The organism is Mycolicibacterium sp. XJ879, assembly GCF_053483935.1.
Genome location: NZ_JBEFTH010000008.1, coordinates 133,735 through 147,307, shown reverse-complemented (window position 1 = coordinate 147,307; position 13,573 = coordinate 133,735). Strand labels below are relative to the sequence as shown.

At 69.9% G+C, this 13,573-nt stretch carries 11 protein-coding genes; all 11 read left to right on the top strand.

The features are described 5' to 3' along the window. Nucleotides 1-202: 202 nt before the first annotated feature. The 11 genes from ABQF13_RS18485 to murG all read left to right on the top strand — a co-directional run bounded on the left by ABQF13_RS18485 (nucleotide 203) and on the right by murG (nucleotide 13,550). Nucleotides 203-604, top strand: coding sequence for an SCO2097 family morphological protein (locus ABQF13_RS18485; RefSeq protein WP_448394227.1), 402 nt, complete (start codon nucleotides 203-205; stop codon nucleotides 602-604). A gap of 259 nt (nucleotides 605-863) precedes the next feature. Further along, nucleotides 864-1,295: a division/cell wall cluster transcriptional repressor MraZ gene (gene mraZ, locus ABQF13_RS18480; protein ID WP_448394226.1), complete on the top strand. Its 432-nt coding sequence runs from the start codon at nucleotides 864-866 to the stop codon at nucleotides 1,293-1,295. Beyond that, nucleotides 1,270-2,445: a 16S rRNA (cytosine(1402)-N(4))-methyltransferase RsmH gene (gene rsmH, locus ABQF13_RS18475; RefSeq protein WP_448394225.1), complete on the top strand. Its 1,176-nt coding sequence runs from the start codon at nucleotides 1,270-1,272 to the stop codon at nucleotides 2,443-2,445. The genes mraZ and rsmH overlap by 26 nt, the downstream gene beginning before the upstream one ends. Then, the gene (locus ABQF13_RS18470) at nucleotides 2,442-3,416 is read left to right on the top strand and encodes a cell division protein FtsL (RefSeq protein ID WP_448394224.1); all 975 of its coding nucleotides are present in this window, start codon (nucleotides 2,442-2,444) and stop codon (nucleotides 3,414-3,416) included. The genes rsmH and ABQF13_RS18470 overlap by 4 nt, the downstream gene beginning before the upstream one ends. After that, nucleotides 3,413-5,350, top strand: coding sequence for a peptidoglycan D,D-transpeptidase FtsI family protein (locus ABQF13_RS18465; RefSeq protein ID WP_448394223.1), 1,938 nt, complete (start codon nucleotides 3,413-3,415; stop codon nucleotides 5,348-5,350). The genes ABQF13_RS18470 and ABQF13_RS18465 overlap by 4 nt, the downstream gene beginning before the upstream one ends. A 61-nt stretch (nucleotides 5,351-5,411) precedes the next feature. Further along, nucleotides 5,412-6,947, top strand: coding sequence for a UDP-N-acetylmuramoyl-L-alanyl-D-glutamate--2,6-diaminopimelate ligase (locus tag ABQF13_RS18460; protein ID WP_448394222.1), 1,536 nt, complete (start codon nucleotides 5,412-5,414; stop codon nucleotides 6,945-6,947). Further along, the gene (locus ABQF13_RS18455) at nucleotides 6,944-8,449 is read left to right on the top strand and encodes a UDP-N-acetylmuramoyl-tripeptide--D-alanyl-D-alanine ligase (RefSeq protein ID WP_448394221.1); all 1,506 of its coding nucleotides are present in this window, start codon (nucleotides 6,944-6,946) and stop codon (nucleotides 8,447-8,449) included. Before ABQF13_RS18460 ends, ABQF13_RS18455 begins: the two co-directional genes overlap by 4 nt. Then, nucleotides 8,446-9,525, top strand: a complete 1,080-nt coding sequence (gene mraY / locus ABQF13_RS18450; protein WP_448394220.1) for a phospho-N-acetylmuramoyl-pentapeptide-transferase — start codon at nucleotides 8,446-8,448, stop codon at nucleotides 9,523-9,525. Before ABQF13_RS18455 ends, mraY begins: the two co-directional genes overlap by 4 nt. A gap of 1 nt (nucleotide 9,526) precedes the next feature. Continuing rightward, on the top strand, nucleotides 9,527-10,945 hold the full coding sequence (gene murD / locus ABQF13_RS18445; protein ID WP_448394219.1) for a UDP-N-acetylmuramoyl-L-alanine--D-glutamate ligase: 1,419 nt from the start codon (nucleotides 9,527-9,529) through the stop codon (nucleotides 10,943-10,945). 5 nt (nucleotides 10,946-10,950) lie between these two features. After that, a complete protein-coding gene (gene ftsW, locus ABQF13_RS18440) occupies nucleotides 10,951-12,429 on the top strand; it encodes a putative lipid II flippase FtsW (RefSeq protein ID WP_448394218.1) in 1,479 nt (492 codons plus the stop codon). Further along, nucleotides 12,426-13,550 carry an undecaprenyldiphospho-muramoylpentapeptide beta-N-acetylglucosaminyltransferase gene (murG, locus tag ABQF13_RS18435; protein WP_448394217.1) on the top strand — a complete coding sequence of 375 codons (1,125 nt, stop codon included), beginning with the start codon at nucleotides 12,426-12,428 and terminating at the stop codon, nucleotides 13,548-13,550. Before ftsW ends, murG begins: the two co-directional genes overlap by 4 nt. The last annotated feature ends 23 nt before the right edge of the window (nucleotides 13,551-13,573 follow it).

Genomic DNA, 13,573 nt, shown 5'->3' with positions numbered 1-13,573 from the left:
GGGTGGTGCGGGGTCTGGTTCCATTATTCGGTGACATGCTGCTGCTTCCCAGCGGCGGCGCACGTCATACAATCGGGGGTCCAACAAGGTGGTACGGCTCAGGTAGACCTCGTATCATGACTGTTAGGTGCCCGTTGCGGCGGGTGCGACTGTTTAGTTTTTGAGATGGCCGGGTCGGCCCCGGGTTTCGAGGGAGGGACGAATGCCACTCTCCGATCATGAGCAGCGCATGCTCGACCAGATCGAGAGCGCGCTCTACGCCGAGGACCCCAAGTTCGCGTCCAGCGTTCGTGGTGGCACCTTGCGCGCTCCCTCGGCGCGGCGTCGCCTCCAGGGCGCCGCGCTCTTCGTGGTCGGTCTGGCGCTGTTGGTCTCCGGTGTTGCGTTCCCCGCGACCCAGATCAGCGGCTTTCCGGTTCTGTCCGTCATCGGCTTCATGGTGATGTTCGGCGGGGTGGTGTTCGCCATCACCGGCCCGCGGGTGGTCGGCGGCCGTGACCGCTCTCCCGAGCCGGGCGCACCGCGGCAGAAGAAGGCCAAGGGCGCCGGCGGCTCGTTCACCAGCCGTATGGAAGACCGTTTCCGCCGCCGCTTCGACGAATAGTTTGACACCGAAGAAGGGGTAGCCCGCCCGGGCTGCCCCTTTTTTCGTGCCCCGCTCGCCCCCACTTCACCCCACCCGCTACGACCTGCCGTTTTGCTGTTCGCGGGGTTACCGCCGACCGGTGCTCGTGGCGTTGGGTGGGGAAGTCGCGACATTGACACGCTGCATTGGGGGCAAAGTGGGGGATTGTGGGGTAAAGTGGCGGACAACGGAGCGACCGGGGCTCTGTTGACAGGCCGGGCAGTTGGAGGTTGGCGAGATGTTTCTCGGCACCTACACGCCGAAGCTCGACGACAAGGGGCGGCTCACGCTGCCCGCCAAGTTCCGCGACGCGCTGGCAGGAGGGTTGATGGTCACCAAGAGCCAAGATCACAGCCTGGCCGTGTACCCGCGCGCCGAGTTCGAAAAGCTGGCGCGACGGGCGTCGCAGGCCTCGCGCAGCAACCCGGAGGCGCGGGCGTTCCTGCGCAACCTGGCCGCTGCCACCGATGAACAGCATCCCGATTCGCAGGGCCGTATCACGCTGTCCGCCGATCATCGCCGCTACGCCAACCTGTCCAAGGACTGCGTGGTGATCGGATCGGTTGACTACCTGGAAATCTGGGATTCCACGGCATGGCAGGAGTACCAGCAGACCCACGAAGAGAACTTCTCCGCGGCCACCGATGAAGCTCTGCACGACATCATCTGATTCGGTGGCTGACCGGCATGCGGCCCGTGCATCGCGGCCTCTGCCCGAACCGGCCCTGGCGTACTTCCCCAACGCCAGGTCCGTGCTCTCGGACAGGGACCCCGGTGCAGCGGGCCCGCTGCTCGGTCGGAAAAGGGCATATGCGAGAGGTATTGCGATGGCCCCGGAAGCTCACGGTCACGTGCCGGTCCTGCTCGACCGCTGTGTCGAACTTTTCGAACCGGCGCTGACCCGGCACAGTTCCGACGGCACCGGCGCCGTGTTGGTCGACGCCACGCTGGGCGCGGGCGGACATGCCGAACGGTTCCTGACACAGTTTCCCGGTCTGCGGTTGATCGGGCTGGACCGCGACCCCGACGCGCTGTGGATCGCCGGGGAACGGTTGGCCCCGTTCGGCGACCGGGTGATGTTGGTGCGCACCCGCTACGACGGCATCGAAGGCGTTCTGGGTGAAACCGGTTATTGGACAAGCAAAGACTCCATGCTCGTGCAAGGCATCCTGTTCGATCTCGGGGTGTCGTCGATGCAGCTCGACCGCACCGAGCGCGGGTTCTCCTATTCCGCCGACGCACCGTTGGACATGCGGATGGACCCCGACGCCACGTTGACAGCCGCCGAGGTCGTCAACACCTACGACGAGAAGTCGCTGACCCGCGCGCTGCGCGAATTCGGCGAAGAGCGCTTCGCCGGTCGCATCGCCGCCCAGATCGTCCGCCGTCGCGCTCGGCAACCGTTTGCCACCACAGGTGATCTCGTCGAACTGCTGTATCAGGCGATCCCGGCGCCGGCCAGGCGCACCGGCGGCCATCCGGCCAAGCGCACCTTCCAGGCGCTGCGCATCGTCGTCAACGGCGAACTGGACTCGCTGCGCGCGGCGCTGCCCGCGGCGCTATCCGCGTTGGCGCCGGGCGGGCGGATCGTGGTGATGGCCTATCAGTCTCTGGAGGACCGCATCGTCAAGAATGCGTTCACCGCCGCGACGGCGTCGCGCACACCTCCCGGTCTACCCGTCGAATTGCCCGGGCACGAACCGCAGTTCGTCGCATTGACCCGCGGCGCCGAACGCGCAGCGCCTGCGGAGGTGGAACTGAACCCGCGTAGTGCATCTGTTCGGCTACGAGCACTGGAAAAGGTGAGGGGAGCGGCGTGAAACCCAAGCAGGCCAAGCGTAAAGCGCCGGTGCGCGGCAACGACAAGGGTCGGCGGGATCCGCGCAACCCGCGCGAACCACGTAACGCGCGCAATCCGCAGCGCCGCACGGCCGATGCGCCGCCACGGCGCAAACCGCCTCGCGAGCAGCGCGCCGCCCGCTCGGCGCCGCAAACCGGTCCGATCCGGCGCCCGGTCTCGAGACCGGCCCGGCCGAAGAACACCAGCCAAGCCAAGGCCCGAGCCAAAGCGCGTAAAGCCAAGGCGCCCAAGGTTATCCGGCCACCACTTCGGCAGCGGCTCATCGTCAAACTCGCATCGATCGACCTGAACCCCCGGACCCTGGTCGCCCGGGTGCCGTTCGTGGTGCTGGTCATCGGATCGTTGGGCTTCGGCCTCGGCATCACGCTGTGGTTGTCCACCGACGCCGCGGAGCGTTCCTATCGACTCGGCAACGCCCGCGAGACCAACCAGGCGCTCCTGCAACAGAAGGAAGCCCTCGAACGCGAGGTGCTCGAGGCGCAGGCCGCACCGGCGTTGGCCGAGGCGGCTCGCGAACTCGGCATGATCCCGTCGCGTGACACCGCGCACCTGGTGCAGGACCCGGCGGGTAACTGGATCGTGGTCGGCACGCCGAAACCCGCGGAGGGCGTTCCGCCGCCGCCGCTGAACACACCGCTGCCGGAGGCGGCACCGCCGCCACCGCCCTCGTCGCCCGCGCCCCGGGTGGTCGAACCGCTCGAGCGCTCGGTTCGGTTACCGTCCACGACGGAGCAGACGCCCGGCGTCGTGCCGCAGGTACCGCAGGTGCCGCAGGTGCCCGGTGCCGTGCCGCACGTACCCGCGCAGGGTCCGCCGGGGCCGGTGCCCGGGATGCAACAACCGCTCCCGGTCCCCGCACCCGCACCCGCACCCGCACCCGCACCCGCACCCGCACCCGTGCCCGTGCCCGCGGTCGGCGCTCCGGCATGAGCCGCGGCGAGCGCCAGAACCGGCGAACGGCAAAACCCAAGCCCCGCCCGGCCAAACGTGCGACCGCCACCACACAGGAGCGCTCGGCCAAGGCGCGGCGTACCCGTTCACCCATCGTCGACAGCGGGCTGCGCAGCGCGTCGTTCGTGTTCCGGCACCGCACCGGAAACGCCGTGATCTTCCTGCTGCTCGTCGTCGCCGCCGCGCAGCTGTTCCACCTGCAGGTGCCGCGCGCCGAGGGCCTACGCGCCGAGGCCGCAAGCCAACTCAAGGTCACCGACGTCGACAAAGCGGTGCGCGGGGCGATCGTCGACCGCGACAACGACAAGCTGGCGTTCACGATCGAGGCGCGCGCCTTGACCTTTCAACCGGCCAAGGTGCGCAAACAGTTGGAGGAGGCCAGGGCGAAGACCTCCGATGCGCCCGACCCCGACGAACGACTGCGGGATATCGCCGCAGAAGTCGCGTCGCGGCTGAACAACAAGCCCGACGCGACGACGGTGCTCAAGAAGCTGCGAAGCGACGAAACGTTCGTCTACCTGGCGCGCGCGGTGGACCCGGCCATTGCCGAGGCCATCCGGGCGGAGTACCCCGAAGTCGGTGCAGAGCGTCAAGATTTGCGCCAGTACCCGGGTGGCTCCCTGGCCGCCAACATCATCGGCGGGATCGACTGGGACGGGCACGGCCTCTTGGGGCTTGAGGATTCGCTCGACGCGGCGCTGGCGGGCACCGACGGGTCGATCACCTATGACCGCGGCTCTGACGGTGTGGTCATCCCGGGCAGCTACCGCAACCGCCACGACGCGGTGGATGGTTCCACGGTCATGCTCACCCTCGACGACGACATCCAGTTCTACGTGCAACAGCAGGTGCAGCAGGCCAAGAACCTGTCCGGGGCCAAGCACCTGTCGGCCGTGGTGCTCGACGCGAAAACCGGTGAGGTGCTCGCGATGGCCAACGACAACACCTTCGATCCCTCCCAGGACATCGGCAGACAGGACAACCGGGAACTGGGCAACCCGTCGGTGTCCGCACCGTTCGAACCCGGTTCGGTCAACAAGATCGTCACCGCGGCGGGTGCCATCGAATATGGGCTGTCCCAACCCGACGAGGTGCTGCAGGTGCCCGGTTCCATCCACATGGGCGGCGTCACCGTCGGCGACGCCTGGGAACACGGCGTCATGCCCTACACCACCACCGGGGTGTTCGGGAAGTCGTCCAACGTCGGCACGCTGATGCTCGCGCAGCGGATCGGCCCGGAGCGGTTCGCAGATCTGTTGCGCCAGTTCGGGCTCGGCCAGCGCACCGGGGTGGGCCTGCCCGGTGAGAGCGCGGGCATCGTGCCGCCGATCGACCAGTGGTCAGGCAGCACATTCTCGAACCTGCCCATCGGGCAGGGCCTTTCGATGACCCTGCTGCAGATGACCGGGATGTACCAGACCATCGCCAACGACGGTGTGCGGATTCCGCCGCGGATCGTCAAGACCACGGTCGCACCCGACGGCACCCGTACCAACGAGCCGCGTCCCGAGGGGGTTCGGGTGGTGTCGGCGCAGACCGCCAAGACCGTCCGCGACATGTTGCGCGCGCCCGTCCAACGCGATCCCCGCGGCGTGCAGCAGGGCACCGGACCGCAGGCGGCCATCGAGGGCTACCAGGTGTCGGGCAAGACTGGCACCGCGCAGAAGATCAACCCGGCGTGCGGCTGCTACTACAGCGACGTCTACTGGATCACGTTCGCGGGCATGGCCCCGACCGAGGATCCGCGCTACGTCGTGGGGGTCATGGCCGACGACCCGGACCGGGCGGCCGACGGCGAACCCGGCAGCTCGATGGCGCCGCTGTTCCACAACATCATGTCCTGGCTGCTGCAGAGCCAGAACGTGCCGCTGTCAGCCGACCCCGGCGCGCCGCTGGTGCTGGTCGCCGACTGACCTGCGCAGAGCACCGCTTGCGGCCGGACGCCGGTGGCCGGCCGGTACTGTGTCATCCGCGATGAACCTGCGTCCCCGCCAACCTGCCGGCGCCGCGCTCGCGCAGCTCGCTGAGCAGCTGGCGGCGGCACCTGCCGCACCGGGCCCGGTGCCCGACATCGAGATCACCGGCGTGACGCTGCGCAGCAGCGACGTCCGGCCCGGTGACGTGTTCGCCGCGCTGTCCGGGTCCGCCTCACACGGCGGCCGCTTCGTCGGCGAAGCGTTGGCCCGCGGGGCCGCGGCCGTGCTGACCGACCCCGACGGGTTGGCACATATCGGCGCCGACGTCGCGGTGCCCGTGCTGGTGCATCCCGCGCCGCGAACGGTGCTCGGCGAGTTGGCGGCCACCGTGTACGGGCATCCGTCGGAGAAGCTGCGCGTGATCGGCGTGACCGGCACGTCCGGGAAGACCACCACCACCTATCTGGTCGAAGCGGGGCTGCGCGCGGCCGACCGGGTCGCGGGGCTGATCGGCACCGTCGGCATCCGTATCGACGGGCGCGACCAGCCCAGCGTGCTGACCACCCCGGAGGCCCCCGATCTGCAGGCGTTGTTGGCGCTGATGCTCGAAGGCGGCGTCGACACGGTCGTCATGGAGGTGTCCAGCCACGCGCTATCGCTGGGGCGCGTGGACGGCGTGCGTTTCGCGGTCGGCGGGTTCACCAACCTGTCGCGTGATCACCTGGACTTCCACCCGACGATGCAAGACTACTTCGACGCCAAAGCCCGCCTGTTCGACCCCGAATCACCCACGCACGCCGACGTTTCCGTGGTGTGCGTCGACGACGACGCGGGATGCGCGATGGCAGCGCGCGCGCACCGGCCGATATCGGTGAGCACTACCGGCCGCGACGCCGACTGGCGCGTCGAGGACATTCGCGCGGTCGACACCGGCTCGGCGGCGCCCGCACAGGACTTCATCGCCGTCGACCCCGCGGGCGTGCATCACCGGCTGCGCATCGGCCTGCCCGGCCACTTCAACGTCGCCAACGGCCTGCTGGCGGTGGCGCTGCTCGACGCGGTCGGCGCCTCCCCCGAGCAGGCCGCACCCGGGCTGCGCACCGCAACAGTGCCCGGCCGGCTCGAGGCCGTCGACCGCGGGCAGGCGTTTCTTGCGTTGGTCGATTACGCTCACAAACCCGGTGCGCTGCAGGCCGTGCTCGAAACGCTGCGCGCGCACCGGACCGGCCGCTTGGCCGTGGTGTTCGGCGCCGGCGGTAACCGAGACGCCGGCAAGCGCGCCCCGATGGGCCGCGTCGCCGCCGAACTTGCCGACCTGGTCGTGGTCACCGACGACAACCCCCGCGACGAAGACCCCGCGGACATCCGCGCGGCGGTCGTGGCCGGTGCGGCCGGTGGGAGCGCCGAGGTGGTCGAAATCGGTGACCGCCGCATGGCGATCGAACACGCGGTGGCGTGGGCGGCGCCAGGCGACGTTGTTCTGGTGGCAGGTAAGGGCCACGAAACCGGGCAGACCAGCCGGGGCCAGACCCGCCCGTTCGACGACCGCGACGTGCTGGCCGGCGCGCTGGAAGCATTGGAGCACCGCACATGATCGCCCTGTCGCTGGCCCAGATCGCCGACATCGTCGGGGGCCGGCTCACCGACATCAGCGTGCAGGAGGCCGCGGCCACCAAAGTCACCGGAACTGTCGAGTTCGACTCGCGCGCAGTCACTTCCGGCGGGTTGTTCCTCGCGCTGCCCGGTGCCCGCGCCGACGGGCACGACCACGCCGCGGCCGCCGTCGCCGCCGGGGCGGTCGGGGTGCTGGCCGCCCGCCCGGTCGGGGTGCCCGCCGTCGTCGTGGACCCCACACCTTCGGCGACCGACCGCGGTGGCCTGGTGTTCGAGCATGACGCCGACGGTTCGGGTGCGGCGGTGCTGGCCGCGCTGGCCAAACTGGCTGCCGCGGTGGCCGCGGAACTGGTCGACGGCGGGCTCAAAGTCGTCGGCATCACGGGTTCCTCGGGCAAGACGTCGACCAAGGACCTGGTGGCTGCGCTGCTGGCGCCGCTCGGCGAGGTGGTCGCGCCGCCCGGCTCGTTCAACAACGAACTCGGCCATCCGTGGACGGTGTTGCGCGCGACGGAGTCCACGGACTTCCTGGTGCTGGAGATGTCGGCCCGGCATCGCGGCAACATCGCGGCGCTGGCCGCCATCGCCGTCCCCTCGATCGCCGTGGTGCTCAACGTCGGCACCGCGCACCTCGGCGAGTTCGGTTCGCGTGAGGCCATCGCGGCGACGAAAGCCGAACTGCCCCAAGCGGTTCCCTCTGACGGTGCGGTGATCCTCAACATCGACGACACCGCGGTGGCGGCGATGGCCGATCAGACGCGCGCCCGGGTGGTCCGGGTCAGCCGGAAACCGGGCACCGCCGACGTCGACGTGTGGGCCGATGCGGTGACGCTGGACGCGTTGGCCCGACCGCAGTTTCGCCTGCACGCCGCCGATCAGCAGGTCGACGTCGCGCTGGCGGTACACGGCGACCATCAGGTGTCCAACGCCCTGTGCGCGGCCGCGGTCGCGCTCGAATGCGGCGCCACGCTCGAGCAGGTGGCCACCGCACTGGCCGCCGCCGCCCCGGTGTCCAAACGGCGCATGGAGGTCGTGACCCGCGACGACGGTGTGACGATCGTCAACGACGCATACAACGCCAACCCCGACTCGATGCGGGCCGGGTTGAAAGCGCTGGCCGCCATCGCGCACGTGGGCGGGAGACGCCGCAGCTGGGCGGTGCTCGGCGAAATGGCCGAACTCGGCGATGACGCGATATCTGAGCATGACAACATCGGTCGGCTTGCCGTGCGATTAGATGTGTCACGACTCATCGTCGTAGGAACCGGGAGGGCTATGAGCGCCATGCACCACGGTGCGGTGATGGAGGGATCGTGGGGCCCCGAGGCGACCATGGTCGCCGACGCCGACGCCGCGTTGGCGTTGCTGCGGGCCGAACTGCGGCCCGGCGACGTGGTGCTGGTGAAGGCGTCCAACGCGGCGGGGCTCGGGCCGCTGGCCGACGCGCTGGCGGCGGGCACCGCTGACGGGGCCAACAGATGAGACAGATCCTCATCGCCGTCGGCATCGCGCTGACGGTCTCGATCCTGCTGACCCCGGTGCTCATCCGGCTGTTCACCCGGCAGGGCTTCGGTCACGAGATCCGCGAGGACGGGCCGCCGAGCCACCACAAAAAGCGCGGCACCCCGTCGATGGGCGGGGTGGCGATCGTCGCCGGCATCTGGGCCAGCTACCTGGGCACCCATTTGGTCGGCGTCGTCATGGACGGTAAGGGCCCGTCGGCCTCGGGCCTGCTGGTGCTGGCGCTGGCCACCGCGCTCGGCCTGGTCGGCTTCACCGACGACCTGATCAAGATCAGGCGAGCGCGCAACCTCGGCCTGAACAAGACCGCGAAATCCGTCGGCATCCTGACCGCCGCAGTCATCTTCGGCGTGCTGGCCCTGCAGTTCCGCAACGCCGACGGGCTCACACCGGGCAGCGCCGACCTGTCCTACGTCCGCGAGATCGCCACGGTCACGCTGCCGCCGTTGATCTTTGTGCTGTTCTGCGTGCTGATCGTCAGCGCCTGGTCCAACGCGGTGAACCTGACCGACGGCCTCGACGGGCTGGCGGCCGGTGCGATGGCGATGGTGTGCGCGGCCTACGTGCTGATCACGTTCTGGCAGTTCCGCAACGCCTGCGCCACCACCCCCGGACTCGGCTGCTACAACGTGCGCGACCCGCTGGACCTGGCGATCGTCGCAGCCGCCACCGCGGGCGCGTGTATCGGCTTTCTGTGGTGGAACGCCGCACCGGCCAAGATCTTCATGGGCGACACCGGTTCACTTTCGCTGGGCGGCATCATCGCCGGGCTGTCGGTGACCAGCCGCACCGAGATGCTCGCCGTGGTGCTCGGCGCGTTGTTCGTCGCCGAGGTGGTGTCGGTGGTGGTGCAGGTACTCGCGTTCCGCACCACCGGACGCCGAGTGTTTCGGATGGCGCCGTTCCACCACCACTTCGAGCTGGTGGGCTGGGCCGAGACGACGGTGATCATCCGGTTCTGGCTGTTGACGGCGATCGCCTGTGGTCTGGGCGTGGCGCTCTTCTACAGCGAGTGGCTGACCACCGTCGGGGCCTGAGATGTCCGACCTCGCCCCGCTGGTGCCGGGCGCCCGGGTGTTGGTCACCGGCGCCGGGCTGACCGGGCGCTCGGTGAGCGCCGTGCTCGAACCCACCGGCGTGCGGCTGACGATCTGCGACGACGACCCGCTGGCCCTGCAGCGGCTCATCACGCCGGCCCGCGTCGTCACCACCGCCGAGGCCGAGGCGAGCATCGGCGAGTACGCGCTGGTGATCACCAGCCCCGGGTTCGCGCCGACCACGCCGGTGCTGGCCGCGGCGGCGACGGCGAACGTGCCGATCTGGGGTGACGTCGAGCTGGCGTGGCGACTGGATCGCGCGGGCCGGTTCGGGCCGCCGCGCCGCTGGTTGGTGGTGACCGGCACCAACGGCAAGACGACCACGACCTCGATGCTGCACGCCATGCTGGTGACGGCAGGACGGCGCGCCCTGCTGTGCGGCAACATCGGCAACCCGGTGCTCGACGTGCTCGCCGAACCGTCGGACATCCTGGCCGTCGAGCTGTCCAGCTTCCAACTGCACTGGGCACCGTCGCTGCGACCGGATGCGGGTGCGGTGCTCAACGTCGCCGAAGACCACCTGGACTGGCACGGATCGTTGCAGGCGTACGCGACCGACAAGGCCCGCGTGCTCGACGGCCGCGTCGGCGTCGTCGGGCTCGACGATCCCATCGCCGCGGGCCTGCTCGACACCGCCGCCGCAGACATCCGCACCGGCTTCCGGCTCGGCGAGCCGGGGGAGGGCGAACTCGGCGTGCTCGACGGGATGTTGATCGACAACGCGTTCGGCGACCAGGTCCGGCTGGCCGAGGCGGCGTCGATCCCGGTCGCGGGGCCCGTCGGGGTGCTCGACGCGTTGGGGGCCGCCGCGTTGGCCCGCGCGGTCGACGTGCCGGCCGAGGCCATCGCCGCCGCGCTGCGCGGGTTCACGGTCGGCAGGCACCGCGCCGAAGTCGTCGCGACGGTCGACGGCGTCACCTATGTCGACGACTCCAAGGCCACCAACCCGCACGCCGCCCAGGCGTCGATTGCCGCCTATCCGCGGGTGGTGTGGATCGCCGGCGGCCTGCTCAAGGGTGCCTCGATCGATGACCTGGTGGCCGCCGTGGCGGACCGGCTGGGCGCCGCCGTGCTGATCGGGCGCGACCGCGAGCTGATTGCCGAGGCGTTATCGCGACACGCACCGAATGTCCCCGTTGTTACGCCTGTGACGGGGGAGGATTCTGGGATGCTTGGGGCAAATGGGACAGATGAGACGGGACGGGCGGTGATGTCAGCCGTGGTCGCCGCCGCACACGAGCTGGCCAGACCCGGCGACACCGTGCTGTTGGCGCCCGCCGGGGCATCCTTCGACCAGTTCAGCAGTTACGGGCACCGCGGCGACGCGTTCGCCACGGCCGTGCGCGCCCTGTCCAGGTAGCGCCGATGAGCAACATCCTGACCCGCTTGCGGCAGCGCAGGGTGGGCGTCGTCCCAGACGCCGCCGAGCAACCGCTGGGTCAGCCGGCGCCGCGCACCCGGTTCGGCAGCTGGTTGGGCCGGCCGATGACGTCGTTTCACCTGATCATCGCCGTCGCCGCGCTGCTCACCATGCTGGGGCTGACGATGGTGCTCTCGGCCTCCGGCGTCTACTCCTACGACCAGGACGGCTCGCCGTGGGTGGTGTTCGGCAAGCAGGTGCTGTGGACCGTCGTCGGGCTGATCGGGTTCTACGTCGCGTTGCGCACCCGGGTGCAGGTGATGCGCAGCCTGGCGTTCACCGGCTTCGCCATCACGATTGTGCTGCTGATCCTGGTGCTGGTGCCGGGAATCGGCAAGGTAGCCAACGGATCTCGCGGCTGGTTCGTGGTGTCGGGCTTTTCCATGCAGCCCTCCGAGCTGGCAAAGATCGCGTTCGCGATTTGGGGTGCGCACCTGCTGGCCGCACGCCGCATGGAGCGGGCCTCGCTGCGCGAGATGCTGGTGCCGCTGGTGCCCGCCGCCGTCATCGCGCTGGCGCTCATCGTGGCCCAGCCCGACCTCGGGCAGACGGTCTCGCTGGGCATCATCCTGCTGGCGCTGCTGTGGTACGCCGGCTTGCCGCTGCGGGTGTTTGTGTCCTCGCTGTTCGCGGTGATGGCCTCGGCGGCGGTGCTGGCCATGGTCGAGGGCTACCGGTCCGACCGGGTGATGTCGTGGCTGAACCCCCAGATGGACACCCAGGGCTCCGGCTACCAGGCCAAACAGGCGCGGTTCGCGCTGGCCAACGGCGGGTTCTTCGGCGACGGACTGGGCCAGGGCGCCGCCAAGTGGAACTACCTGCCCAACGCGCACAACGATTTCATCTTCGCGATCATCGGCGAGGAACTCGGCTTCGTCGGGGCCGCCGGGTTGCTGTGCCTGTTCGGGCTGTTCGCCTACACCGGCATGCGCATCGCGCGGCGCTCGGCCGATCCGTTCCTGCGGCTGGTCACCGCGACCGCGACGCTGTGGATCATGGGCCAGGTCTTCATCAACGTCGGCTACGTGGTCGGCCTGCTGCCGGTCACCGGGCTGCAGCTGCCGCTCATCTCTGCCGGTGGAACCTCAACGGCGACAACGCTGTTCATCATCGGCATCATGGCCAACGCGGCGCGCCACGAACCCGAGGCGGTGGCGGCGCTGCGCGCAGGCCGCGACGACCGGGTGAACCGGTTGTTGCGGTTGCCGTTGCCTGCGCCGTACGTGCCGACCCGCACCGAAGCGCTGCGTGACCGCCTGCGCACCCGGGAGCCGGCCAAGAAACCCGCGCGCAAACCGGCCAAGAAACCCGCGCGCAAACCCCCCGCGGCTGCCCGACCGGTACGGGGCGCAAGGCATCATGGAGGCGGCCGATCTGAGAAAGGCCGGCGGTCCCGCACATTGGAAGGTCAGCGTTACGGGTGAATAGGGTTTCGGTGGTGCTTGCGGGCGGTGGTACCGCGGGACACGTCGAACCGGCGATGGCGGTCGCCGACGCGCTGACCGCGCTCGATCCGACAGTGCAGATCACCGCGCTGGGCACCGAGCGCGGGCTGGAAACCCGGCTGGTGCCCGAACGCGGCTATCGCCTGGAGTTGATCACCCCGGTCCCGCTGCCCCGTAAACCGTCCGGTGATCTGCTGCGACTTCCGGTGCGGTTGCGCCGTGCGGTGCGCCAGACCCGCGCGGTGCTCGACGACGTCCACGCCGACGTCGTCGTCGGGTTCGGCGGATACGTCGCGGTGCCGGCCTACCTGGCGGCGCGCGGGCGCTTCGGCCGGGGCGGCGTCCCGGTGGTGGTGCACGAGGCCAACGCCAGCGCGGGCTGGGCCAACCGGGTCGGTGCGCGCTCGGCGCGCCGCGTGCTCTCCGCGGTGCCCGACCCGGGATTACCCGGCGACGTCGAGGTGGTGGGCGTGCCGGTGCGCGCGGCGATCACCTCGTTGGACCGCGCCGCGCTGCGGGCCGAGGCGCGGGCGCACTTCGGGTTCGCCGACGATGCGAAGGTGCTGCTGGTCTTCGGCGGATCCCAAGGCGCGCAGTCGCTCAACCGGGCGGTGGCCGCGGCCGCCAAAGACCTGGCGGCCGCGGGTATTTCGGTACTGCACGCCCACGGCAGCAAGAACACGCTGGACCTTCGCGAGCCCGCCGACGGCGACCCGCCCTACGTCGCCGTGCCCTACCTGAACCGGATGGACTTGGCTTACGCCGCAGCGGATCTGGCGATCTGCCGCTCGGGGGCAATGACGGTCGCAGAGGTGACCGCGGTCGGGCTGCCCGCAGTGTACGTACCGTTGCCGATCGGCAACGGCGAACAACGGCTCAACGCGCTGCCCGTGGTCAACGCCGGCGGCGGGCTGATCGTCGACGACGCCGAATTGTCCCCGTCCTTCGTCGCCGACACCGTGGTGGGCCTGCTCACCGACACCGGCCGGATGCAGTCGATGACCGCGGCCGCCGCGCTGGCCGGACACCGCGACGCCGCGCAACGGGTCGCCCAGATCGCGCTCGACATCGCGCGCGCCGAGCGTAAGGCCGTCAGGTGAACCCGAACCTGAGCCTGCCCGAC

Coding starts and splice junctions, on each gene's coding strand:
- ABQF13_RS18485 (WP_448394227.1), top strand. CDS start 203: ATGCCACTCTCCGATCATGAGCAGCGCATGCTCGACCAGATCGAGAGC.
- mraZ (WP_448394226.1), top strand. CDS start 864: ATGTTTCTCGGCACCTACACGCCGAAGCTCGACGACAAGGGGCGGCTC.
- rsmH (WP_448394225.1), top strand. CDS start 1,270: ATGAAGCTCTGCACGACATCATCTGATTCGGTGGCTGACCGGCATGCG.
- ABQF13_RS18465 (WP_448394223.1), top strand. CDS start 3,413: ATGAGCCGCGGCGAGCGCCAGAACCGGCGAACGGCAAAACCCAAGCCC.
- ABQF13_RS18460 (WP_448394222.1), top strand. CDS start 5,412: ATGAACCTGCGTCCCCGCCAACCTGCCGGCGCCGCGCTCGCGCAGCTC.
- ABQF13_RS18455 (WP_448394221.1), top strand. CDS start 6,944: ATGATCGCCCTGTCGCTGGCCCAGATCGCCGACATCGTCGGGGGCCGG.
- mraY (WP_448394220.1), top strand. CDS start 8,446: ATGAGACAGATCCTCATCGCCGTCGGCATCGCGCTGACGGTCTCGATC.
- murD (WP_448394219.1), top strand. CDS start 9,527: ATGTCCGACCTCGCCCCGCTGGTGCCGGGCGCCCGGGTGTTGGTCACC.
- ftsW (WP_448394218.1), top strand. CDS start 10,951: ATGAGCAACATCCTGACCCGCTTGCGGCAGCGCAGGGTGGGCGTCGTC.